We start from the raw sequence: 22,934 nt of genomic DNA, 5'->3' as shown, positions 1-22,934 counted from the left end.
GCGGGCCGTTTTCGTGGACCGAGCCCACGGCTCAGTGGTTGTGGCGGTGGTGCAGGTCGGGCGTGTGGGCGTGGCGGTGGCGCAGCGCCCGGTGCCGGTGGGGATGGCTGTGCGGCTCGCCCACCGGATCGTCGGGACCGTGGTCGTGGCGGTGGTGCTCGTCGTGGACGTGGCGATGCTCGTGCGCCATCTCCTCGTGGGTGTGATCGTGCTCGTGCCGCTCCGTCAGGTGGAGGTAGACGCCGACGGCCATCAGGGCGGCGGCGGCGACGAGCAGCGGCGTCACCGCGTCGCCGAGCAGCGGCACCGCCAGCGCCGCGCCAATGAAGGGTGCCGTCGAGAAATAGGCGCCGGTGCGGGCCGTGCCGACGTGGCGCAGCGCCAGGACGAACAGCACGAGGCTCACCCCGTAGCCGAGGAAGCCGACCGCGGCCGCACCGGCGATCGTCGCCACCGGTGGCAGCGAGGCGCCGAGCGCGATGGCGAGCACCGTGTTGGTGGTCCCCGCCGCCAGCCCCTTGACGATGGTGATCGCGACTGGATCGGCGCTGCTGAGCTTGCGCGTCAGGTTGTTGTCGATGCCCCAGGCGAGGCAGGCGCCGACGATCGCCAGGGCCCCGAGGCCGACCCCGCCGTCCGCGCCGCCGCCGTCCCCGGCGGGCCACGACAGCAGGAGGGCGCCGGCGAGGATCGCCGCCGCGCCGGTGAGCAGCCGGCGGTCGACGCTCTCGCGAAACACCAGCCAGGCGATCGCCATCGTCGCCAGCCCCTCGAGATTGAGCAGCAGCGCCGCATTCGAGGCGGCGGTGGTGGTGAGGCCGACCATCAGCAGCACGGGACCGACGACGCCGCCGGTCAGCACCACCAGCGCCAGCCACGGCAGGTCGGCGCGCCTGAGCGGCGCCTCGCCGACGGGGCCCGCACGCAGCCGGCCGGCGAGATGGATCAGGCCCAGTCCGAGCCCGGCGCCGAGGTAGAGCAGCCCCGCCAGCAGCCACGGCCCGAGGCCGCCGTCGAGCAAAAGCTTGGCGAACGGCGTGCTGGCGCCGAACAGGACCGCTGCGCCGAGCCCCAGAAGCGGACCGACGGTTCGGCTGGCGGATCGGCTCATCTGCGGCGGTCTCCGCGTCGCGGCTCCGGGCCTGGCCCCGACGGCGGTGCATTGTCGGGAGCCACGGGCCGGCGGTCAACGCGGCAGGCCGGATCGTGCCGGGGCCAAACCGCCCGCGGAAGCCTGCCGGTCATTCCCCGCGGGACATCGCCGGACGACTTTCGCCTTGTCGCCTATCGTCGAGGCGGTTAGGACAGGCTGTCCGCTGCATTGCAGCATGCCGGCCAGGGATCATCCGTCACCCATGTAGGCAGCCGCAACCCACCGTCGTCCGGCCTGTGACGCCGCTCCCCCGAGGAGCCGCGCGCCTGTGACGACGCCGCTGCCGTGACGGTCACTCTCCGCCAATCCGCCCTTTTCCGCTTCCCATCGATCCGCCTCCGCGGCGTTTCGCCGGCATGGAGCCTATCCGTGGCCCACTCCTCGCTCGCCCGCCTGCGCACCGAATGGTTCGGCAACATCCGCGGCGACATCCTCGCCGGCCTCGTCGTCGCGCTCGCTCTCATCCCCGAGGCGATCGCCTTCTCGATCATCGCCGGCGTCGACCCCAAGATCGGCCTCTACGCGTCCTTCTCGATCGCGGTCATCATCGCGTTCGTCGGCGGCCGGCCGGGCATGATCTCGGCCGCCACCGCCGCGACCGCGGTCCTGATGGTGACCCTCGTCAAGGAACACGGGCTGCAATACCTGCTCGTCGCCACCGTGCTCGCCGGCATCCTGCAGGTGATCGCCGGGGCACTGCGGCTGAACCTCGTCATGCGCTTCGTCTCGCGCTCGGTGATGACGGGCTTCGTCAACGCCCTGGCGATCCTGATCTTCCTCGCCCAGGTGCCGGAGATGATCGGCGTGCCGCTGCTCACCTATCCGATGATCGCCGCCGGCCTCGCCATCATCTACCTGCTGCCGCGCCTCACCCGGATCGTGCCGTCGCCGCTCGTCTGCATCCTCGTGCTCACCGCCGTCTCGCTCGCCCTCGGGCTTGACCTGCGCACCGTCGGCGACATGGGCGAGCTGCCGTCGTCGCTGCCGGTGTTCCTCATCCCCGACGTGCCCTTCACGCTCGAGACGCTTTGGATCGTGCTGCCCTATTCGGCGGCGGTGGCAGCGGTCGGCCTGCTCGAATCGCTGATGACCGCCTCGATCGTCGACGACCTCACCGACACCCGCAGCGACAAGGCGCGCGAGTGCGTCGGCCAGGGCATCGCCAACATCGCCACCGGCTTCATCGGCGGCATGGCCGGCTGCGCGATGATCGGCCAGTCCGTCATCAACGTGAAGTCCGGCGGCCGCGGCCGGCTGTCGTGCTTCTGCGCCGGCGCGTTCCTCTTGTTCCTCATCGTCGTACTCGGCGAGTGGGTGGCGATGATCCCGATGGCGGCCCTCGTCGCCATCATGATCATGGTCTCGATTGGCACCTTCTCATGGTCGTCGATCCTCAACCTGCGCACCCATCCGGTGAGCTCCAGCATCGTCATGGTCGCGACCGTCGTCGGCGTCGTCGCCACCCACAACCTCGCCATCGGCGTTCTGATCGGCGTGCTGCTCTCCGGCATCTTCTTCTCGTGGAAGGTCGCCCGGCTGTTCCGCGTCACCTCCACATTGTCGGAGGACGGCACGGCGCGTACCTACCGCGTCGAGGGCCAGGTGTTCTTCGCCTCGGCCGACGAGTTCGCCGCCGCCTTCGACTTCAAGGAGGCCCTCGAACGGGTGACGATCGACGTCTCGGCGGCGCATATCTGGGACATCTCCAGCGTCGCCGCGCTCGACACGGTGGTGCTGAAGTTCCGCCGCGAGGGCGCCGACGTCGAGATCGTCGGCCTCAACGCGGCGAGTGAGACGATCGTCGAGCGGCTCTCGATCTACGACAAGCCCGGCGCCCTCGAGCGCCTGTCCGGCCACTGAGACCGAGATCTGAGGAGGAAACGCCCGTGGCGAAGATCACCGCCCTCATCGACGCTTCGGTCTATGCCGCCAGCGTCTGCGACCACGCCGCCTGGGCCGCCGGCCGGCTCGCCGCCGGGGTCGAGGTGCTGCACGTGCTCGGCCGCCGCACCGCCGCCAGCCCGCCTGCCGACTACAGCGGCAGCCTCGGCGCCGACGGCCGCGACGCCCTGCTCGAAGAGCTCGTCGCCTTCGATCGCGAGCACGCCCAACTCGCCCAGAAGCGCGGCCGCCTCATTCTCGAGCAGGCGAAGCAGCGCCTAGCCGACGCGGGCGTCGCCGAGGTGACGACCCGGCTCCGCCACGGCGATCTGCTGGAGGCGGTGGCCGAGGTCGAGGCCGGCGCCGACCTCCTCGTCATCGGCAAGCGCGGCGAGGCAGCCGACTTCGCCTCCCTCCACCTCGGCTCCAATCTCGAACGGGTGGTGCGCTCGAGCAGCCGGCCGATCCTCGTCACCTCACGCGCCTTCCAGCCGATCCGCAAGGCGCTGATCGCCTTCGACGACGGTGCCAGCGCCCGCAAGTCCGTCGATGCCATCGCCGCGACGCCGCTCTTGCACGGCGTCGAGATCGTTGTGCTGCGCGTCGGCACGCCGACGCCGGAGATCACGACGGGCGTCGAGGCCGCCGCCCGTCGTCTGCGCGACGCCGGGCTCGCGGCCACCGCTTCCGTCCAGCCGGGGCAGGCCGAAAGCGTCATCGCCGGCGTCGTCGAGGCGCAGGGCATCGGTCTCGTCGTGATGGGCGCCTACGGCCACTCGCGCCTGCGCACCCTCGTCATCGGCTCGACAACCACCGAGATGATCCGCTCCTGCAAGGTGCCGCTGCTCTTGTTCCGGTAGAGCCAGCGCGGCCGCGCCTCAGTCGAGTGCCAGCACGAACGGTTCACCCTCGGCGGCGAAGGCGCCGCGGCCGATGCCGTCGATGGCGCGCACCATCCGGCCCTCGCGGCCGAGGTGGTCGTCGGCGAGCCGCACCAGCCGGGCGTTCGGCGTCGCCGTCGGCGAGGCCCGCCGCAGCGCCTCGGCCACCGTGCGCTCGTCGCGGTGCGGGGCGAGCGCGCAGGCGGTGACGAAGGCGGCCGCCGTCGAGCGGCTCATGCCGGCATAGCAGTGGATGACCAGCGGCGTCGCCCGGTCCCAGCGCTGCACGAAGCCGAGCAGCGTCTCGACGTGCGGCGAGCCGGCGAGCACCAGCCCGTCGGCCGCCTCGACGATGTCGTTGATGCCGATGCGCAGGTGGTTGTCGAGCGTCACCACCGCCGGCCGCTCCACCGGCGTGCCCTCGTTGATCAGCGTGACGACGTGGCGGGCGCCGGACCGCTCCACCGTCTCGGCGAGGCGGTTCAGCGAGCAGACGTAGATCATCGGGACGCTCCTTGCGACGGGCTGTTCTTGGCCGGCGAGGGGGCACCGGCATCCGGCCGACGCTCCTCGCGTTCGGAACATAGGGCGTGGAAGCGGGCGAGAAAGCTCTCGGCCGCGCGTTCGGCCGGCCACGGCTCCAGCGTCATCGCGTCGGCCCCGGCGGGGGGCGTGCCGAAGAAGCGGCGGGCCTCGCTGGTGGCAAAGCCGGCGAGCCGCGTCGCCTCCAGATAGGCCGCCGCCCTGTCGGCCTTCTTCACCGCCGCGTGCAGCGCAGGAGGCGTCACCGGCGGCAGGCCGAAGCGGCGGTGGATCGCCGACAGGAGCCGCGCCTCCACCGCCTTGTAGTCGCCGCCGAGCACCGCCTTGAACGGCGAGATCAGGTCGCCGACGACATATTCCGGGGCGTCGTGCAGGAGCACGATCAGCCGTTCGTCCGCTGTCAGCTTCGGCGTCGTCGCGGCGGCGATCTCCTCGACCAGCAGCGAGTGCTGCGCCACGGAGAAGGCGTGCGCGCCGGCGGTCTGGCCGTTCCAGCGGGCGACGCGGGCGAGGCCGTGGGCGATGTCGGCGATCTCGACATCGAGCGGGGAGGGGTCGAGGAGGTCGAGCCGCCGGCCCGACAGCATGCGCTGCCAGGCGCGCGGCGGCGCCCCGGGGCGGTCGGCCATGGCTCAGACGTCCTCGGCGGCCGCCGTCGCCGGCCAGCCGAAGCTCGCCCAGGGCGGAATGGAGAGCGTCACCGTGGTGCCGTCGGCGACGATCGGCTGGCCGGCATCGATCGCGGCCTTGGCGCGGTCGAGGCGGACGAGGGCGAGCCCGGCGGTGCCGCTCACGGTGCCCAGCGTGCCGACCGGCCGGTCACCGGCCGTCAGCGCCGTCCCCGCCGGTGGCAGCGCGCCGTCGGCGCTCGCCATGACGATGCGCCGCCGCGCCGTGCCGCGGTGCTGCATCCGCGACACCACCTCCTGGCCGACATAGCAGCCCTTGGCGAAGTCGATGCCGGCGAGCGCGTCCATGTCGGCGTCGTGCGGGAAGGCGTCGCCGAAGGCGAAGTCGCGCCCGCCCTCCGGCACGCCGAGGGCGACGCGGTGGGCGTGGAAGGCGCCGGAATCGGTGCGGGTGAGGCCGGGCAGGGCGAGCACGCCGGCGACCGAGCCGCGCGCCACGAACACCCGCTTGCCGAGCGCCGGCAGCCGCGGATCGGTGTAGGCGACGCCCGGCAGCGTCGCCGGCGGCTCGCCGCCCCAGAACGCGATCACGGCCTCGTCGGCGGAAAGATCGGCCACCGTCACCCGCGCTCGCAGCTTGTAGAAGCCGAGGCGCTGGGCGAGGGCGGCGGCGTTCTCGGCGGCCGTGTCGAGGCGGTAGCCATCCGCCTCGCGGAGCGCCAGGAAGTCGAACAGCATCTTGCCCTGCGGCGTCAAAAGCGCCGCATAGGCGGCCTCGCCATCGGCGAGATGCTCCACCTCGGAGGTGACGAGGTTGTTGAGGAAATGCGCCGCGTCCGGCCCGCCGACCCGCACCACGCCGCGCTCGGCGAGCTCGGTCGCGAAGGTTCCGGCCATCTTGAGTCCTCCCCGTCGGCACCACCCGACATAGGCGAGGCGGGCGGGCGGGGCAAGCGCGGCGAGGGTTGGCACGCCGCCCGCGAATGGCTACCAGTGGCCGCCAGAAACGACCGCACCGCCGGAAGGACCGCCATGACCGATCCCGAAACCCCCGAGATCCCCGGGACCGCGACCACGGGCAGCGAGGCGACCGCCGCCCCGGCACTGCCGGACCGGCTCTCGACCGACCCGGCGAGCCCCTATTACGACGAGGACCTGCTGACGCGCGGCGTCGGCATCAAGTTCAGGGGCGCCGAGAAGACCAACGTCGAGGAGTACTGCGTCAGCGAGGGCTGGATCCGCGTCTCCGCCGGCACCGCCCGCGACCGCAAGGGTCGCCCGCTGACGCTCAAGCTGCAGGGCCCGGTCGAGCCCTACCTGCGCGGTGCCGAGTAGGGCCGCCCGGCTCCAGCCTCCTCAAACGTCCGGCGAACGGGCCGCGGTGCTTCTGGCGCCGCGGCCCGTCCGCGTTCGGGGATCGCGGCACGCCGGCGGGGCGAGGGCTGTGAACGGCTTCACAGACCCGTGAGGCAATCGACGGTAGCACCTGCAACGCAGAGTGCAGCGACGCCCGACAGTGGGCGGCCGCTGCGACCCTCCAATGTGCAGGAAGCCATCATGAGAAAACTGACGACCGTCGCCGCCGCCGTTGCTGCCTTGCTGTCCTCGGCCGGCATCGCCGCCGCCGCCGAGAAGTGCAGCCCCCAGTCCGTCGCCGGCGTCCACGTGCTGCGCACCACCGCGCCGTCGGTGTGCATGCTCGAGGTCAACAGCAAGGGCCGGATCACCGAGAGCCGCTGCTACGACCCCGCCTTCGAGACCGAGCTCGGCACGCTCGAGGGCACGCTCTCCGTCGCCGCGTCCTGCCGCATGACCGGCACCGTGACGCAGATTCTGCGCGAGCAGCGCCGCGTCGAGTTCGTCATCCAGGCCCGCGGCGCATTGGTTGATGGTCTCCTCGAGGTCCAGGGCACGGCGAAGAGCGCGTCGCAGAAGCTGAAGATCGAGGGCGCCCGGCAGTGGTGAGCCCCCGCTCCCTCTGACGTCAGATGCAACAGGGGCCGCCCAATGGGCGGCCCCCTTCATTTTCCGTGTTGTGCGGCGGCTCCTCGCCGGCAGCCCGCCCGTCAGGCCTGCGGCTGCGGCTCCAGGCCGACGTCGCCCTCGCCCTTGCCGCGCGCCTTGCCGGTGCCGGTGGTCGGCACCACCGAATGGCGCGGCGGGCCGGAATCATCACCCGTGTCGCGGATCGGCGGCTTGCCGGCGAGGAGGTTCTTGATCTCGTCGCCCGACAGCGTCTCGTACTCGAGCAGCCCCTTCGCCAGGATCTCGAGCTCGTCGCGATGCTCGGTGAGGATCCGCGTCGCCTCGGCGTAGCCCTCCTCGACGAGGCGCTTGACCTCCGCGTCGATCGTCTGCGCCGTCGCCTCGGAGATGTTCTGCTGGCGCGACACCGACATGCCGAGGAAGACCTCGTCCTGGTTCTCGCCATAGGCGACCGTGCCGAGCTGGTCGGAGAAGCCCCAGCGCGTCACCATCGCGCGGGCGAGCTTGGTCGCCTGCTCGATGTCGGAGGAGGCGCCCGACGTCACCTTCTGCTTGCCGAACACCTGTTCCTCGGCGACGCGGCCACCCATCAGGATGGTGAGCCGCGAGATCATCTGCTCGTAGCTCATCGACAGCTTGTCGCGCTCCGGCAGCTGCATGACCATGCCGAGGGCACGGCCGCGCGGGATGATCGTCGCCTTGTGCACCGGGTCGGTGGCGGTGACGTGCAGCGCCGTCACGGCATGGCCGCCCTCGTGGTAGGCGGTCAGCCGCTTCTCGTCCTCGGTCATGACGAGGGTACGCCGCTCGGCGCCCATCATCACCTTGTCCTTGGCGTCCTCGAAGTCGGCCATGGTGACGAGGCGCTTGCCGCGCCGCGCCGCCATCAGCGCCGCCTCGTTGACGAGGTTCATCAGGTCGGCGCCCGAGAAGCCCGGCGTACCGCGGGCGAGGATCTTGAGGTTGACGTCCGGCGCCAGCGGCACCTTGCGGACGTGCACCTTGAGGATCTTCTCGCGCCCGACGACGTCGGGATTCGGCACGACGATCTGGCGGTCGAAGCGGCCCGGGCGCAGCAGCGCCGGGTCGAGCACGTCCGGACGGTTGGTGGCGGCGATCAGGATGATGCCCTCGTTCGCCTCGAAGCCGTCCATCTCGACGAGCAGCTGGTTCAGCGTCTGCTCGCGCTCGTCGTTGCCGCCGCCGAGGCCGGCGCCGCGATGGCGGCCGACCGCGTCGATCTCGTCAATGAAGATGATGCAGGGCGCATTCTTCTTCGCCTGCTCGAACATGTCGCGGACGCGGCTCGCGCCGACGCCGACGAACATCTCGACGAAGTCCGATCCCGAGATCGTGAAGAACGGCACGTTCGCTTCACCGGCGATGGCGCGGGCGAGCAGGGTCTTGCCGGTGCCGGGAGGGCCGACCAGCAGCACGCCGCGCGGGATGCGGCCGCCGAGGCGCTGGAACTTCTGCGGGTCGCGCAGGAAGTCGACGATCTCCTGGAGATCCTCCTTCGCCTCGTCGACGCCGGCGACGTCCTCGAACGTCACCCGGCCGTGCGCCTCGGTGAGGAGCTTCGCCTTCGACTTGCCGAAGCCCATGGCCTTGCCGCCGGAGCCCTGCATCTGGCGCATCACGAACAGCCAGATGCCGAGGATCAAGAGCATCGGGAACCACGAGATCAGCATGTTGAACAGCGAGAAGTTCTCGCCGGCCGGCTTCGCGGTGATCTGCACGCCCTTGGCTTCGAGCTTGTCGATGTAGCCGGCGTCGCGCGGCGCGAACGTCTGGAACGTGCCGCCACCGCTGCGGGCGTACTGGCCCGTAATGTTCTGGTCGGTGATCACCACCGAGCGGACGTTGTCGCTCTCGACATCGCTGAGGAACTGCGAGAACGGGATTTCCTGCGCGGCGGTGCGGCTCGTCGGGCTCTGGAAGAGCTGGAACAGCGCAATCAGCAGAAGCCCGATGATGACCCACAGGGCGAGGTTGCGGAACATGTTGTTCATAAGGGACCCTTCACCCCGGGTCGGACGGGCCCTCGGCCCCCGCGCCCCGACGCTTGTCGCTCTGCAAGATAGGTCTCGCGAAGGCCTCTGCCAAGTTGAGGGCCGGCGCGGAGGCGAAGGAAAGGGTGACGCATGCCTAACGGCCGGCCGGATCGATGCGCACGGCCGACCGCCAGGCGTCGTCGGCGAACACCCCGAAGGCCGGCACGGCGACCACCGCGCCGTCGGCGAACGCGGCCGGAACCGTCGCCAGCGCCGCCGCCGGCCACCGTGCCGCGGCCCGTCCGACGGCGCCTTTCGCCCCCGCTCCCAGCGCCGCGATGGTGACGGCCGAGGGTGCCGACGCCGACAGCGTGGCGTGGAAGCGGCCGTCCCAGGCGAGCGTGCCGCCCGGCACGAGCCGCAGCGACGGCAGGCCGCGGCGGCCGGCCTCGCGATGAACCCACAGCCGCTCGCCCCGCCGCTCCACCACGGCGCCGCCGAGCGTCCGGCGGAAACGCCCGCCATCCCCCGTCGGAGGTGACTGAAGCTCGGCGTGCAGCCGCTCGAGCCGCTCGAGACGCGGCCCGTAGGGCTCGCCGCCGATCTCGCCGACGGCACGGGCGATGAGACGTAGCACCACCTCCTCCGGCGCCGTCGCGATGGCCGCCAGGTCGATCGCCGTGACGCCGCCGGGATGGCGCGCGACGGCTGTGGTCTCAAGCGCGTCGACCGCCATCTCGATCGCCGCATCGGCCCGCGCCAGCCGGCGGGCGCTGGTGGCGAGCGCCAACGGCGTCAGTCCCGCCTCCGCCAGCGGTCCGGCGAGCGCGCGCAGGCGCGGCCGGGCGAAGCGGGTGTCGACGTTGCTGGGGTCGTCTGTCCAAGCGATCCCGGCGGCGGTCAGCGCGTCGCGCAGCATGTCGCGCCCGACGGCGAGAAGCGGCCGCAGCAGCACGACGCCGTCGCCGAGCGGCCGTTCGGGGCGAATCGCCGCGAGGCCGGCGAGGCCGCTGCCGTGCGACAGCCGCATCAGCAGCGTCTCGGCCTGGTCGTCACGGATGTGGGCGGTGACGACCGCATCGAGGCCGTTGTCCCGGGCGAAGCCGGCGAGGAGCCGGTAGCGCGCCGTCCGCGCCGCCGCCTGGACGTCGGACGCCGGCTTGTCGCCCTCCCAGACGAGGGTGGCGTGGGGGAGGGCGTGCGCGCGCGCCAGCTCTGCCACCGCCTCGGCCTCGGCTGCCGCCTCGCGGCGCAGACCGTGGTCGACGGTGGCGACGATGGCGGGCGGCACGGTGACGGGCGATGCGTCACGCCAGCGGGCGAAGAGGTGGAGGAGGGCGACGGAATCCGAACCGCCGGAGACAGCCAGCACGACGCCGCGGCGGCCGTGCAGGGGCGCGAACAGCGCCGGCAAGGCGTCGTCACGAATCGGAGCCGGCGAGGGGACCGGTGAAGCGGCCGAGAAGGGAGCTTCGCGCTCGGTCACCGGGCCGCCGGTCCTCCGCGGGTCAGCAGCGCGCCGTCTGCTGCTCGGCGGAGACGCGGTCGCGCAGCGAGGACGAGGCCTGCGGGTAGCGCTGCAGGAGCTCGGCATAAGACGCGCACGCCGCGTCCTTCTCGCCGATGCCGGCGAGCGACTGGCCGAGCTTGAACAGGCTGTCCGGCCCCTTCCGGCTGTCGGGATACTCGGTGTAGCCCTTCAGGAAGGCCTGGGCAGCGGCGCGGTAGTCGGCGCGGGCGTAGAGGCTCTCGCCCAGCCAGAACTGCGCATCCGGCGCCAGCCGGTCGGACGGATGGGCGTCGAGGAAGCGGCGGAAGCCGGCCTCGGCCGCGTCGTACTCGCCGCGCATGACGTGATTGTACGCGGCATCGTAGGCGTCGCGCGGGTCGAGCGCCGTCGGCAGCGCCGCCACCTGCGTGCCCGCGGCGGGCGGATAGGTGGCGTCGCTCGCCGTGTCGAGCGGCGGCAGCGCCGCAGAGGGCGTCCCGGCCACCGGTGCGCCACCACCGGACATGGCCGTCAGGTCGAGCGGGCCGCTGCTGAAGTCGAAGCCGCCGGCGCCGTCGAGCGGCAACTGGCCGAGCGACTGCGGCGGCGCCGCAGTGACGGCGGAGGAGCCGGCGGCGACACCCGGCAGCGCGTCGGACGGAGACAACGGCTCCATGGCGAACCCGGAGCCGACGTCGAGGGCGCTGCCGCCGACGGCCGCGCCATCCAGCGTGCCGCCATCGAACGAGCCGGCACCTGGCGCGGCGTCGGCCGGCGGGATCGTCAGCGTCGCGGTGTCGGTGCCGCCGGTGGCGGGCGCCGCGGCAGGGGCGTCGGTGCGCTTCTTGCCGCGACCGGCCTCGAGCTCCTGGAAGCGGAACTCGTTGTCCTCCTGCATGCGTCGGATCTGGTCGGTGAGCTGGCGGATCTGGAAGGTCAGTTCCTCGACCTGGCCGTTGAGGGCGCGCATCTGGCCCTCGATGCGCTCGATGCGCAGCGCCGCCTCGCCGGCCTGGCGGGTGTTGGTCGGCGTATCGCGGATGATCTGGGCGGTATCCCAGCTCTGCTGCGCCGTCGCCGGCGTCGCCACCACCATCAGGACGGATGCGGCGACCGCCGCGCCAAATCCCGCTCCCGCGTAACGCCGCTCCGCACCCAGCATCCGCATCGTCATCGACCGCCTCTCGACCTCAGCCGGCGCCCCGCCCCGGAGCGCCGACGGTTTCCATGCGCCACGGCCGCCGTCAAGACCGCGACGCAAAACGAAGAAGGGCCGCGGCGCAATGCGCTCGCGGCCCCTCGTTTCTCACCCGCTTCTGCGGCCATTTGAGGGCTCGCCCGCGGCCGCCCCGCGACTTCGGCGCGGCGGACCGGCGGTCAGAGCCCGGCCGCTCAGCTGCCGGCGGCGTTCAGCACCGTCACGGCGCGGCGGTTCTGGGTCCAGCAGGATTCGTTGTCGCAGACCGCGACCGGCCGCTCCTTGCCGTAGGAGATGACCCGCAGGCGTGCCGGGTTGATGCCGCGGCTGACGAGGTAGGCGCGGGTGGAGTTGGCGCGGCGGGCACCGAGCGCGAGGTTGTACTCGCGGGTGCCGCGCTCGTCGGCGTGGCCCTCGACGGTGGCGGTGTAGCGGTTGTACTGGGTCAGCCACTGCGCCTGGCGATCGAGGATGGCGGCGGCCTGGGCGTTGATCTCCGAGGAGTCCTCGGTGAAGTAGACGCGGTCGCCGACGTTGACGACGAAGTCCTGCGGCGTGCCCGGCGCAACGGTGCCGGCCGCCGGCACGACGTCCTTCTTGGCGCAGGCCGCGGCGGCGAACACCAGCGCGAAGACGAGGGCGAGACGGGCCACCCGACCCTGACCCGAAAACAGCTGCATGTGGGAATTCTCCTCTGCGCCGGGGGCCCCGGGGCACTGGGGCGGACGATAGAGTCCGATGGTTAAATGGCGGTTGTCCGACATGGTGAACGGCAGTTTAACCGCCGTTCGTGACGCCGTGAAACGTCAGGGCAGCGGCGGCGACCAGGCCGGATCGGAGGCGAAGCCGGAGGTCTCGATGCGCCGCTCGTTGCGGCCGGTGAGGTCGACGGTGAACAGCGACGGACCGCCGCCGCCGCCGCTCTCGCGGAAGAACATCAGCACGCGCCCGTTCGGTGCCCAGGTCGGCCCCTCGTTGTGGAAGCCTTCCGTCAGGATGCGCTCGCCGGTGCCGTCGGGCTTCATCACGCCGATCGAGAACTTGCCCTGGCTCTGGCGCGTGAAGGCGATGAGGTCGCCGCGCGGCGACCAAACCGGCGTCGAATAGCGCCCCGGCCCGAACGAGATGCGCGTCGCCCCGCCGCCGCCGGCGCTCATCACATAGAGCTGCTGCGTGCCGCCACGGTCGGATTCGAAGACGATCTGCGAGCCGTCGGGCGAATAGGATGGGCCGGTGTCGATCGAGGCGGAATTGGTCAGCCGCGACATCTGCTTCGTGGCGATGTCCATGGCGAAGATGTTGGCGTTGCCGTCTTCCTGCAGGCTCATCACCACCTTCGAGCCGTCGGGCGAGAAGCGCGGCGAGAACGACATGTTGGGGAAGTCGCCGAGCTTGACGCGCTGGCCGGTGCCGATGTCGAGCAGGTAGACCTGCGGTGTGCCGCCGCCATAGCTCATGTAGGTGATGCGCTGGCTCGACGGCGAGAAGCGCGGCGTCAGCACCAGGCTGTCGCCGTTGGTCAGCGCGCGCATGTTGGCGCCGTCCTGGTCCATGATGGCCAGCCGCTTGATGCGCTTGTCCTTGGTCCCGCTCTCCGAGACGAAGACGATGCGGGTGTCGAAGTAGCCCTTCTCGCCGGTCAGGCGCTCGTAGACGACATCGGCGATCTTGTGGGCGAGGCGGCGCCAGTTCTCGGCCGAGGTGGTCAGGCTCTGGCCGATCATCTGCTCGCCGGCGAAGACGTCCCACAAGCGGAAGTCGGCGCGCAGGTTGCCGCCCTCCGGCGTGATCGTGCCGGTCACGAGGGCCTGGGCGTTGATCGCCCGCCAGTTGGCGAAGTTCGGCGTCGAGGAGGCGTCGACGGCGCGGTCGATGAAGGCGGCCTGGTCGAGCGGCGAAAACAGCCCGGACGAGCGCAGGTCGTTGGCGATCACCTCGACGATCTGCCGGCCCATCGCCGGGTCGCCGCCGAAGTCCGGCAGCGCGATCGGCATCGGCTCGACGACGCCCTGGTTGATGTCGATCTCGATCAGGGCCGCGGCAGGGGTCACGGCGACGCCGGCGAGGGCGAGGCCGGCCGCCACAGCCGTGGCGACGCCGAGCGCCCGCCTGCGCAGCACCACAAGGCCTGCGGCGACCCGCTCCGACAACGGGCTGCGCCGGGCGAGTTCGGCGGGGATCGAAACGGTGGTCGCGAAGAACATGGGCAGGAACCGCGTCAGGGGGCGCAGGAAAAGGGCGGAGCGGGCGGCGCCGGTAAGCGCGCCGGCAATGGCGGCGGAAAGCGTAGAGAATGTGGCGGTGCGGGTCATCCGCGGAACATCTCGCTGACGGAAAAGTTGATGATCACGTCCTTCCAGGTGTCATACTTGTCGGCCGGCATGAAATCGTAGGGGCCGCACCGCAGCACCGCGCGTCGCGCCGCCTCCGCCATAGGGCGGAAATAGGGGTTGGAATCGGAGTTCTGCACTTCGGGAAAGCCGTCAACGACGCCTTCCGGTGTCAACTTGAATTGGAGGCGGACGACCAACTGGTCCGCTCCCTCGGCGCCGACAGGCGGATTGAAGCAGGGATAGATCGCCGCCTGCAGCGCCGCGAGTTCCGTCTGTGACATCTTCGAAACCGTCGTGCCCCTCGACGAGCCGAGCGCCGTCTGGCCGGCGGGCGTCTGCGTGCCGCCACCGGACGGCTGCTGCTTGTCGAGCAGGGCGGAGATCTTGTCGGAGTTGAACTTGCTCTCCGCGTTCGCCGTGGCGGTCTGGCGCTTCGGCGGCGTCGGCTTGGTCTTCGGCGTGCGGGTCGCCTGCGCCGGCGCGGCCGAGGGCTCGGGCGGCGGCGGGGTGGCCTCGGCCGGCTGTTCCGCGGGCGTCGGGGCGGGCTCCGGCGGAGTGGGCTCCGCCTCCTGGGCCGGCGGCTCTGGTTCGGTAACTTCCGGCTCCGGCTCGGGAGGGGGCGGCGCGCCGGCGTCGGGCGTCGCCGCGACGTTGCCCGGATCGGGCACCGGCGGGGCATCCTGCGAGGTCTGCGAATTGCCGGCGTCTTCCACCGGCGGCGCGTCGGGCGTGTCGGTCTCCACCGTCGAGGCGCGGTCGACCTCGGCGTCCGGGGCGGTCTTCGAGCCGAGGCGCAACGCCGTCAACTCGCCGATCTCGACGAGCTCGACGGGCATCGCGTCCACCGGCTCGGCCGGGTACGGCTTCGCCCCCGGCAGCCCAACGACGGCCCAGGCGACGATCGCGACGTGGCCGAGGATCGAGACGATCGGTCCGACGCGCATCAGCTCAGCTGCCCTGTTCCTCCAGGGTGACGAGACCGATGCGGCGGAAGCCGGCCTGGTTCAGCCGTCCCATCACCTGCATCATCGAGCCGTATTCGGCATCCCGGTCACCGCGCACGAAGATGCGCTCCTCGTAGCCCGCGGTGGCGATCGCCTGCAGCCGCGGCACCAGTTCCTCGACGGTGATCTCCGTGTCCTGCAGGTAGATCTTGCCGTCGCTGCCGACCGACACCGTCAGCGGTTCGGTCTCAGTCTGCAGAGCCTTCGCACGGGTTTCGGGCAAATCGATGGGCACGCCGACAGTGAGCAGCGGCGCCGAGATCATGAAGACGATGAGCAGCACCAGCATGACGTCGACGAACGGCGTCACGTTGATCTCGCTGATCGGCGCCGAGCGGCGCCGGCGATGCCGCCGGCCGCTGCCGCCGCCACCACCCCCGACGGGGCCGACCGAAGCGCCCATCGCTCAGGCCCTCTCGTCGATCTGGCGCGACAGGATCGCCGAGAACTCGTCGGCGAAGCTCTCCATGCGGCTGCCGAGGTGCGACACCTCGGCGTTGAACTTGTTGTAGGCGATGACCGCCGGGATCGCCGCGAGCAGGCCGAGCGCGGTCGCGAACAGCGCCTCGGCGATGCCCGGCGCCACCACGGCGAGGCTCGTGTTGTTGGAGGCGGCGATCGACTGGAAGCTCGTCATGATGCCCCAGACGGTGCCGAACAGGCCGATGAAGGGCGCTGCCGAGCCGACGGTTGCGAGCACCAGCAGGCGCTTTTCCAGCCGCTCCGTCTCGCGGGCGATCGTCACGTCCATGACGCGGTCGATGCGCTGGGACAGCGAGGCGATCGCCGGCCGGTCGCCCTCGTGGCTGCGCTTCCACTCGCGCATCGCCGCGACGAACAGCGCCGCAAGCGCATTGGCGGGGCGTCCGGCGAGGCTGCGGTAGAGCTCCTCGAGCGACTGCCCCGACCAGAACACTTCCTCGAAGCGGTCCATCGTCTTGCGGGTGCGGGCGACGAGGATGAACTTGTCGACGATGATCGCCCAGCACCAGATCGAGGCGATGACCAGCCCGATCATCACCAGCTTGACGACGAGGTGGGCCTGCAGGAACAGCGCGATCAGCGAGATGTCGGCGTGGGGCGCCACCGCCAGCACCTCTGTCGTCACGTCAGCGGGGTTCATCGTCCGTCCATCCTCGTCCTTCGCGGGGGCCGCCCGCCGTGCCGCGGGGGAAGCCATCGGGGCTTCGCACCGGTGCTGCCGCGGTCGCCGCTGGGGCGCCGTGCATCGTCCGTGCCGATCTCGACTTGACGGCGGCGGGCGGTCGGCGACGGCAAACGCTGAACCCGGCCGTCGCCGGGAGCCCGAGCCCGCCGCCGTGCGCCTCCATTGTCGGCAATCGTGTCGAAACTAGGTTCGCACCGCCACCGCGGACGGCCACGCCCGGCCGCGCGCCACCCGCCCCATTCGTGCGCGGAACGTGGTTGACGGCGGGTTAACGGCGGTGGGGAGGGCGGTGGCGAAACCCGCATTGTCGCGAGTGCCGCAGGCGGTCGCGACTGCGCTCGGCGGACCGCTTGTTTGAGGCGGTCAGCCGAGCCGCTCGCGGATCGCCGCCGGCAGCCGGCACGGCCGGCCGTCGCCGTCGATGACGACCACCGTCACGCTCGCCGTCACCAGCACCTCGCCCGCCCGCGCGATCGACTGGTCGAGGACGATGCGGGCGCCGGAGAGTTCGGCCCCGCGCGTCGCCACCTCGAGCACGTCGTCGATCGTCGCGGGCCGGCGGAAGTCGAGCGTCATCGAGCGCACCGCGAACGCCCGCGCCGCCCCGAAGGCACCGGCCGCCATCGCCGCGTGGCCGATGCCGAGGAGCCGCAGGAAATCCGTCCGCCCGCGCTCGAAGAAGCGCAGGTAGCTCGCGTGGTAGACGACACCCGAGAAGTCGGTGTCCTCGTAGTAGACGCGCACCGGCAGCACGTGCCCCCCGTCGACAAGCCGGCCTGCGAGGTCGGGCCAGGGGGCGGACGGGGGCGGGGAGGGGGGGCGGGTCATGACTATCGGGGTACTGCCGGTGCGGCACGGCGGCAAGTGAGATCGGAGCGGCGGCCTCCCACCACGGGCTAGGTGGTGACGCGGGAGGTTCTCCGCCGGCCTCCTTTCACCTCGTCATGGCCCGGCTTGACCGGGCCATCCATCCACCCGGCAACGTCGGCGGTCGTCCGCGCAAGAATGGATCGCCCGGTCAAGCCGGGCGATGACGGTTGGATGGGGCGGAGTAAGCCAACGGCGCGGGGAGCATGGTGTTCGGTCATTGCCGAGTCGTTGGTCTCTACCCGAGCACAGCGCGAACCCTCCCCCCTCGCGGGGGAGGGCAGGGAGGGGGGGCCGCGGGCACGGCGCCCACGACCAGGCGGGGTGCCCGGCCTCGAAGCTCTTTCGCCGCGCTCCCGCGCGGCCCCCTCTCCCGGCGGCTGCGCCGCCGACCTCCCCCGCGAAGGGGGGAGGGGTCGCGACAGCCGTTCGCTTCAAATCTCACTGGACCGAAAGCGCTTCCAACGTTGGCCCGCATTCGCCTCGGCCACCCCCCATCTTCCCCCCCGCCCCACAAACCACTATCTCTGCCGCCGACCCTTAATCCTCCCCGGCCGCCCCCGCGGGCCGGCAACAGGAGCACTCCGGACATGGCAGCCAATCCGGCAACGGCCACCGCAGCCAGCCCCGCCGCGGCCCCCGCCCGCATTCCCGTCACCGTGCTGACGGGCTTCCTCGGCTCCGGCAAGACGACGCTCTTGAACCGCATCCTCACCGAGGACCACGGCAAGCGCTACGCCGTCATCGTCAACGAGTTCGGCGAGGTCGGCATCGACGCCGACCTCCTCGTCGATACCGACGAGGAGGTGTTCGAGATGAACAACGGCTGCATCTGCTGCACCGTCCGCGGCGACCTCATCCGCACCGTCGAGAACCTGCTGAAGCGCAAGGGCGCCTTCGACGCCATCCTCGTCGAGACCACCGGCCTCGCCGACCCGGCCCCGGTCGCCCAGACCTTCTTCATGGACGACACCGTCCGCGCCGCCGCCGCTCTCGATTCCGTCGTCGCGGTGGCCGACGCCAAGCACCTTGCGCTGCGCTTCGCCGACTCGACCGAGGCCGTCGACCAGATCGCGTTTGCCGACGCGATCCTCTTGAACAAGACCGACCTCGTGACGCCGGCCGAGCTCGCCGAGATCGAGCGCGCCATCCGCGCCATCAACCCCTTCGCCACCATCCACCGCACCGAGCGCTGCGCCATCGCGCTCGACAAGGTGCTCGACCGCGGCTCCTTCGACCTCGAGCGCATCCTCACCCTCGACCCGGAGTTCCTCCACGGCGAGGACCACCACCATCACGACCACGACGATCCGAACCACGTGCATGGGCCGGATTGCGGCCACGACCACCATGATCACGATCATCACCACCACCATGATCACCACCACCACCACCACGACCACGTGGCGGCAGCCGGCATCACCTCCGTCTCGCTGACCGCCGGCGACCTCGATCCCGACCGCTTCTTCGCTTGGATCGGCCGCATCACCCAGGAGCAGGGGCCGAGCATCCTGCGCCTCAAGGGCATCCTCGCTTTGAAGGACGACCCGGACCGCTACGTGCTGCAGGGCGTCCACATGATCGTCGAGGGCGACCACCAGCGGCCGTTCAAGCCGGGCGAGCCGCGGCAGAGCCGGCTCGTCTTCATCGGCCGCGACCTCGACCCGAAGGCGCTCGAGGCGGGCTTTACCGCCTGCGCCGCCTGAGCGAGCGGCAGCCCGCCGTGCCCGCCACCACCGCCGTCCGCCTCGCCGTCACCGAGCACGCCCTCGGCGCCTATGTGATCGCCGCCGAGTTCCTCGCCGGCCGCCCGGCCTTCGCGCTCGGCGACGGCACCGTGCGTCTCGATCAGGGCGGTACGCTCACGACGGTGCGCACCCACCCGACCGCGCTGCTCGCCGCCGCCCTCTCGCAGGATGGCGGCACGCTCTATGCCGGCGGCGACGATGGCCGGCTCGTCGCCGTCCATCCCGACGGCACGGCGGAAGACCGCGCCTCGGTCGGCCGCATCTGGATCGACCAGGTGGCGGCCGGCCCGAACGGCGCCATCGGCTTCGCCGGCGGCCGCAACGCCTGGGTGATCCGCCCCGACGGCACGCTGAAGACCTTCGCCCACCCGCGCTCGGTCGGCGGCGTCGCCTTCGCGCCGAAGGGCCTGCGCCTCGCCGTCGCCCGCTATGACGGCGCGACGCTGTGGTGGGCCGGCACCGAGGCGCCGGCGCAGCAGCTCGAATGGAAGGGCATGCATGCCGGCATCACCTGGTCGCCGGACGGCAAGTACCTCGTCACCGCGATGCAGGAGAATGCGCTGCACGGCTGGCGCGTCGCCGACGGCCGCCACATGCGCATGACCGGCTACCCCACCAAGGTGCGCTCGCTGTCGTGGTCGCCGAAGGGCCGCTACCTGGCGTCCGCCGGCGCCAATGCCGCGGTGCTCTGGCCGTTCCACTACAAGGACGGGCCGATGGGCCGGCCGCCGCTCGAGCTCGGCTACCGCGACGTCTTCGCCACCCGCGTCGCCTGCCACCCGGAGGACGACGTGGTGGCGATCGGCTACATCGACGGCGCCATCGACGTCGCCCGCATCGAGGACGCCGCGGTGGTGCGCCTGCGCGAGCCGGACGGCGCGCCGCTGTCGGCGCTCGCCTGGGACGCCGACGGCGGCCGCCTCGCCTTCGGCGGCGAGGGCGGTGCGGCCGGCGTCATCGACCTCGCGGGCTGATCGCGCGGCGACCTGAGCGCGGGGCGAGCCGAGGACGCGCGAGTTGGAACCGCGCGGCCGCCGCGGCGTTCCCGCCCGGCGGCTGACGGGCCGCGGCCGGATACGGCACGGACGCCGGCCCGACCGTCGGCGACAGGGAGAGGCCGATGATCGGCAGGACCATCGCCGTCGCCATCGCCGCCGTGGTCGGCGTCGGCGCCTCGCAGCTTCCCGAGTTCGGCCAGCAGTATCGTCAGCGCCTCGGCGGCGCGGTGGATGAACTGCGCCGCGTCGCCGCGAGCTTCGACCAGGACGCCGCCGACAACGGCCTCGACAGGCCGGCCGCGCTCGCCGAGATGTCGCGCAACCCGAGCGGCCTCGTCCAGGACCGCGCCGCCTCGATGAGCGAGACGATGGAGCGTCTCGGCGACCTCGAGGCCCAGCAGCAGGCCTTCCGCGACGCGGGCGCCTTCGGCCGGCTCTACACGCTGACCACCCATTTCGACCCGCCGCTCGTCAACGCCACCTGGCAGGACTACGAGCCGGCGGTGCCGGTCACCTCCGAGGGCTTCGTCGCCGCCGGCGGCGGCTTCCTCGCGACGCTCCTCCTCCTCCTCGGCCTCGGCCGTCTGGTGCGCCGCAGGCCGTGAGCGTGGAAGGGCAGGGGAAGCCGGAACTCTGGGCCGCAGGCTATACGGCGGCCGAGCTCGACGACGCGCAGGCGCGATTTGGCCTTCACTTCCCGCCCGACCTCGTCGCCTTGCTGCGCGACCGCCGACCTCTGCAGGGCTACGACTGGACGGGTCCGGAGGAGCCGATCCGCCGCAAGCTGTCTTGGCCGCTGGAAGGCCTGCTCTTCGACGTCGAGAATGGGCTGTGGCGGTCTGACTGGGGCGAGCGGCCGGCGCGTGCTGAAGCGCGCGCCGGGATCGTCGCCGCCCTCGTGGCGGCAGCGCCGCCGCTGATCCCGATCCTAGGCCACCGCTACCTGCCGGCGGAGCCCTTTGAGGCCGGCAACCCGGTGCTCTCCGTGTACCAGTCCGACATCATCTACTACGGCCGCGATCTCGAGGACTATTTCGTCCAAGAGTTCGGCGGCGGCACCGGGCCCGTCACCGGCCCCGTCCGCCGCATCCGCTTCTGGTCGGACCTGATCGACGGCGCCGGCACCGGCTGGCCGGCCTGAACCGTCGCGGCCGCCGTCTCACTTCTTCTGCGGGCAGAGCGGGTCGCCGCGCAGGCAGCGGAAGTAGAGGGCGTAGAAGATCGCCTCGGCGGTGGCCGTGGCCACGCCCGAACTCTGCTGCGACGAGGCCATCACCATCACGCCGAGGCCCATCTCGGGCGAGACCAGCGTCTGCGTGGTGAAGCCGGCGATGCCGCCGTCCTTGGCGAGCACGCGCGGCTTGCCGCCGTCCCTGGGGAACACCTGCCAGCCGAGGCCGGCCTGGGCGCGGCCGGACGGGCAGTTCTGCAGTGCCGGCGGGCCGGCCTCGCAGGCGAACGGCGTCTGGGCGAGGCGGAAGGCGTCGCGGATCGGCTTCGGCACCTTCGCCCCGCCGGTGCGGCGGGCGAGCATGGCCGCCTGGGTGAACCGGCTCATGTCGCGGATCGACGACTTCAGGAATCCCGCCGGCGCGACGATCGCCACCCGCTGGTGCTGGGGTTGCGAGGGCGCAAACCTCACCACCGGCCAGGCGACGTAGCCCGAGCCGCCCTCGACCACCGCGATCGCGCGCACCGCCCCGGCGAAGACACGCCCGACCACCCGCGCTTGGGTGCCCCCGACGTCCGTCTGGCCGCCGTCGATACTGAACCTCGGCGGCGTCGCACCGACGGCGATCGGATCGCGCAGCACCACCGCGACGACGCGGCCATTCTCGACGATCACCGGCGCGTCGGGAACGGGCACCCCGTCCCGCAAGAGCCGCGGTCCGAGCTGGTAGCCACTGCCGCCCGCCGTCACCGTGACGCTCGCGATCGTGTGGTCCGGGCCGGCCTGCGCCGACAGCACCGCGCCGCTGCCGCCGCCCCCCTCGATGGTCACCGCCACCGGGCCCGGCGGATAGCTCGCACCGGCGTTCTGCAGGGTGAAGCCGGTGATGGCGCCGCCGGTCACCTCCGCTGCCCCGAAGGCGGGGCTGTAGCCGTTGGCGACGCGCGGCCGCGCGTCCGCCGGCACGGCGAGGAAGGTACTCGCCATGCCGAGCGGCTTCAGCACCCGCGTCCGCACCTCCTCGAACCAGCCGTTGACCGACTTGTCGGTGATCGGCTGGCCGGCCGGCGTGCCGAGAATGAGCCCGACCAGGGCGTTCGAGGTGTTGGAGTAGTTGTAGGGGGCCGGCAGCGACGTCACCGGCGGCGGCGGGTCGGCCTGCCAGTTGCGGAGACGGGTCTGGCGCAGCAGCGTCAGGAAATCCGCCGCGCCATAGGCCTTCAGCCCCGGACGGAAGGCGCCGGCCGGCGGCATGCAGCCGGTCTGCGCCGGCTGCTGGTCGTTCCGGCAGGTCGGCGGCACGTCGAGCAGGCCGGAGGTGAAGATCGCCATCTCGCCGATGGTGATCTGCTGCTTCAGGGCTCCCTGCACGGCGCCGCCGAGCGGGCCGACCGCCGCTGAGAAGTCGGCGAGGTCGTCGTCGAGCGAGATCAGGTCCTCCGCCACCCACTGGGCCAGCACGTTGGTCGTCAGTACCTTGGTGTTGGAGCCGAGCGAGAAGATCGTGTCCGGCCCGACCGGCACGGCGGCGCGCCTCCCGGTGGCGAGCTTGGCGGTGCCGTAGGTGAGGATGACCGGCTTGTCCTCGCCCAGCACGACTGTGACGGCGAGCCCGACCGCCCGGCCGTGGGCGAGCGTCCACCCCGCCAGCGGATCGATGACGGCGGCGAGTGCCGCATTCGCGGTTGGCGTCTCCGCCGCCAGCGCGGACCGGGGGACGGGGCCGGCGAGGAGAAGTGCCGCACTGAGCAGGAGGGCGGACGCGCTCGCGCAGGCCACCGCCCGTGGCCGGAATACAGCCGTCGCCATCGCACACCCCCGGTCGCGATCAGCCCTTCAGCCGCCCTCGCGCAGGCTACCGGAGCGTGCGTGCGGCGGCAACGGCACGCCG

Annotated in this window: 22 protein-coding genes; 8 read left to right on the top strand and 14 right to left on the bottom strand. The window is 71.8% G+C overall.

The genetic code is table 11. The features are described from left to right. Positions 1 to 31: 31 nt before the first annotated feature. Positions 32 to 1,111 carry an EamA family transporter gene (locus tag RUR49_RS25750; protein ID WP_409149542.1) on the bottom strand — a complete coding sequence of 360 codons (1,080 nt, stop codon included), beginning with the start codon at positions 1,109 to 1,111 and terminating at the stop codon, positions 32 to 34. A 411-nt stretch (positions 1,112 to 1,522) separates the two neighbouring features. On the opposite strand from RUR49_RS25750, the gene RUR49_RS25745 reads away from it, so the two are divergent. Then, on the top strand, positions 1,523 to 3,013 hold the full coding sequence (locus tag RUR49_RS25745) for a SulP family inorganic anion transporter (RefSeq protein WP_409149540.1): 1,491 nt from the start codon (positions 1,523 to 1,525) through the stop codon (positions 3,011 to 3,013). 26 nt (positions 3,014 to 3,039) lie between these two features. Then, on the top strand, positions 3,040 to 3,894 hold the full coding sequence (locus RUR49_RS25740) for a universal stress protein (protein WP_409149539.1): 855 nt from the start codon (positions 3,040 to 3,042) through the stop codon (positions 3,892 to 3,894). An 18-nt stretch (positions 3,895 to 3,912) separates the two neighbouring features. Here RUR49_RS25740 and RUR49_RS25735 read toward each other — a convergent pair whose 3' ends face one another. Genes RUR49_RS25735 through RUR49_RS25725 form a run of 3 tightly spaced genes read right to left on the bottom strand, consistent with a single transcriptional unit; the run spans position 3,913 to position 5,984 of the window. Next, positions 3,913 to 4,419: a tyrosine phosphatase family protein gene (locus tag RUR49_RS25735; RefSeq protein WP_409149538.1), complete on the bottom strand. Its 507-nt coding sequence runs from the start codon at positions 4,417 to 4,419 to the stop codon at positions 3,913 to 3,915. Further along, positions 4,416 to 5,087, bottom strand: a complete 672-nt coding sequence (locus RUR49_RS25730) for a hydrolase (RefSeq protein ID WP_409149536.1) — start codon at positions 5,085 to 5,087, stop codon at positions 4,416 to 4,418. Before RUR49_RS25730 ends, RUR49_RS25735 begins: the two co-directional genes overlap by 4 nt. A 3-nt stretch (positions 5,088 to 5,090) precedes the next feature. Continuing rightward, a complete protein-coding gene (locus RUR49_RS25725; protein WP_409149534.1) occupies positions 5,091 to 5,984 on the bottom strand; it encodes a YgfZ/GcvT domain-containing protein in 894 nt (297 codons plus the stop codon). A gap of 135 nt (positions 5,985 to 6,119) precedes the next feature. Between RUR49_RS25725 and RUR49_RS25720 the strand changes: the two genes are divergently transcribed. Together RUR49_RS25720 and RUR49_RS25715 are read left to right on the top strand one after the other, a co-directional pair. Then, on the top strand, positions 6,120 to 6,422 hold the full coding sequence (locus RUR49_RS25720) for a DUF3297 family protein (protein WP_409149532.1): 303 nt from the start codon (positions 6,120 to 6,122) through the stop codon (positions 6,420 to 6,422). Between the two features lie 222 nt (positions 6,423 to 6,644). Beyond that, on the top strand, positions 6,645 to 7,052 hold the full coding sequence (locus RUR49_RS25715) for a hypothetical protein (protein WP_409149531.1): 408 nt from the start codon (positions 6,645 to 6,647) through the stop codon (positions 7,050 to 7,052). Between the two features lie 101 nt (positions 7,053 to 7,153). Here the strand turns inward: RUR49_RS25715 and ftsH are convergent, their stop codons facing one another. The 9 genes from ftsH to ybgC all read right to left on the bottom strand — a co-directional run bounded on the left by ftsH (position 7,154) and on the right by ybgC (position 17,087). Next, positions 7,154 to 9,085, bottom strand: a complete 1,932-nt coding sequence (gene ftsH / locus RUR49_RS25710; RefSeq protein WP_409149529.1) for an ATP-dependent zinc metalloprotease FtsH — start codon at positions 9,083 to 9,085, stop codon at positions 7,154 to 7,156. 136 nt (positions 9,086 to 9,221) lie between these two features. Beyond that, positions 9,222 to 10,553 (bottom strand): tRNA lysidine(34) synthetase TilS, encoded by a 1,332-nt coding sequence (gene tilS / locus RUR49_RS25705; RefSeq protein WP_409149528.1) that lies wholly within the window; start codon positions 10,551 to 10,553, stop codon positions 9,222 to 9,224. A 22-nt stretch (positions 10,554 to 10,575) separates the two neighbouring features. Further along, on the bottom strand, positions 10,576 to 11,730 hold the full coding sequence (gene ybgF / locus RUR49_RS25700; RefSeq protein ID WP_409149526.1) for a tol-pal system protein YbgF: 1,155 nt from the start codon (positions 11,728 to 11,730) through the stop codon (positions 10,576 to 10,578). Positions 11,731 to 11,948: 218 nt separating this feature from the next. Next, positions 11,949 to 12,434 carry a peptidoglycan-associated lipoprotein Pal gene (gene pal, locus RUR49_RS25695; RefSeq protein ID WP_409149524.1) on the bottom strand — a complete coding sequence of 162 codons (486 nt, stop codon included), beginning with the start codon at positions 12,432 to 12,434 and terminating at the stop codon, positions 11,949 to 11,951. 126 nt (positions 12,435 to 12,560) lie between these two features. Continuing rightward, positions 12,561 to 13,958, bottom strand: coding sequence for a Tol-Pal system beta propeller repeat protein TolB (gene tolB, locus RUR49_RS25690; RefSeq protein ID WP_409149681.1), 1,398 nt, complete (start codon positions 13,956 to 13,958; stop codon positions 12,561 to 12,563). 104 nt (positions 13,959 to 14,062) lie between these two features. Then, complete coding sequence (locus tag RUR49_RS25685) at positions 14,063 to 15,031, bottom strand: cell envelope biogenesis protein TolA (protein ID WP_409149522.1); 969 nt, start codon at positions 15,029 to 15,031, stop codon at positions 14,063 to 14,065. Between the two features lie 4 nt (positions 15,032 to 15,035). After that, positions 15,036 to 15,494, bottom strand: a complete 459-nt coding sequence (tolR, locus tag RUR49_RS25680; RefSeq protein ID WP_409149520.1) for a protein TolR — start codon at positions 15,492 to 15,494, stop codon at positions 15,036 to 15,038. A gap of 3 nt (positions 15,495 to 15,497) precedes the next feature. Next, positions 15,498 to 16,214 (bottom strand): protein TolQ, encoded by a 717-nt coding sequence (gene tolQ, locus RUR49_RS25675; protein ID WP_409149518.1) that lies wholly within the window; start codon positions 16,212 to 16,214, stop codon positions 15,498 to 15,500. A 408-nt stretch (positions 16,215 to 16,622) separates the two neighbouring features. Continuing rightward, on the bottom strand, positions 16,623 to 17,087 hold the full coding sequence (gene ybgC / locus RUR49_RS25670) for a tol-pal system-associated acyl-CoA thioesterase (protein ID WP_409149517.1): 465 nt from the start codon (positions 17,085 to 17,087) through the stop codon (positions 16,623 to 16,625). Between the two features lie 629 nt (positions 17,088 to 17,716). Here ybgC and RUR49_RS25665 point away from each other — a divergent pair. The 4 genes from RUR49_RS25665 (at position 17,717) to RUR49_RS25650 (ending at position 21,013) form a co-directional block, all read left to right on the top strand. Further along, the gene (locus RUR49_RS25665; protein WP_409149515.1) at positions 17,717 to 18,832 is read left to right on the top strand and encodes a CobW family GTP-binding protein; all 1,116 of its coding nucleotides are present in this window, start codon (positions 17,717 to 17,719) and stop codon (positions 18,830 to 18,832) included. 17 nt (positions 18,833 to 18,849) lie between these two features. Further along, the gene (locus RUR49_RS25660) at positions 18,850 to 19,848 is read left to right on the top strand and encodes a WD40 repeat domain-containing protein (RefSeq protein ID WP_409149513.1); all 999 of its coding nucleotides are present in this window, start codon (positions 18,850 to 18,852) and stop codon (positions 19,846 to 19,848) included. A 146-nt stretch (positions 19,849 to 19,994) separates the two neighbouring features. After that, entirely contained in the window at positions 19,995 to 20,477 is a 483-nt protein-coding gene (locus tag RUR49_RS25655; RefSeq protein WP_409149511.1) for a DUF2937 family protein, read from the top strand. Further along, a complete protein-coding gene (locus tag RUR49_RS25650) occupies positions 20,474 to 21,013 on the top strand; it encodes a hypothetical protein (protein ID WP_409149509.1) in 540 nt (179 codons plus the stop codon). Before RUR49_RS25655 ends, RUR49_RS25650 begins: the two co-directional genes overlap by 4 nt. An 18-nt stretch (positions 21,014 to 21,031) precedes the next feature. Here the strand turns inward: RUR49_RS25650 and RUR49_RS25645 are convergent, their stop codons facing one another. Beyond that, positions 21,032 to 22,852, bottom strand: coding sequence for a serine hydrolase (locus RUR49_RS25645; protein ID WP_409149507.1), 1,821 nt, complete (start codon positions 22,850 to 22,852; stop codon positions 21,032 to 21,034). Positions 22,853 to 22,934 lie beyond the last annotated feature (82 nt).

This window comes from Pseudoxanthobacter sp. M-2 (assembly GCF_046156265.1).
GTDB lineage: Bacteria > Pseudomonadota > Alphaproteobacteria > Rhizobiales > Segnochrobactraceae > CAMDHY01.
This window is presented reverse-complemented; position numbering and strand designations above follow the sequence as displayed.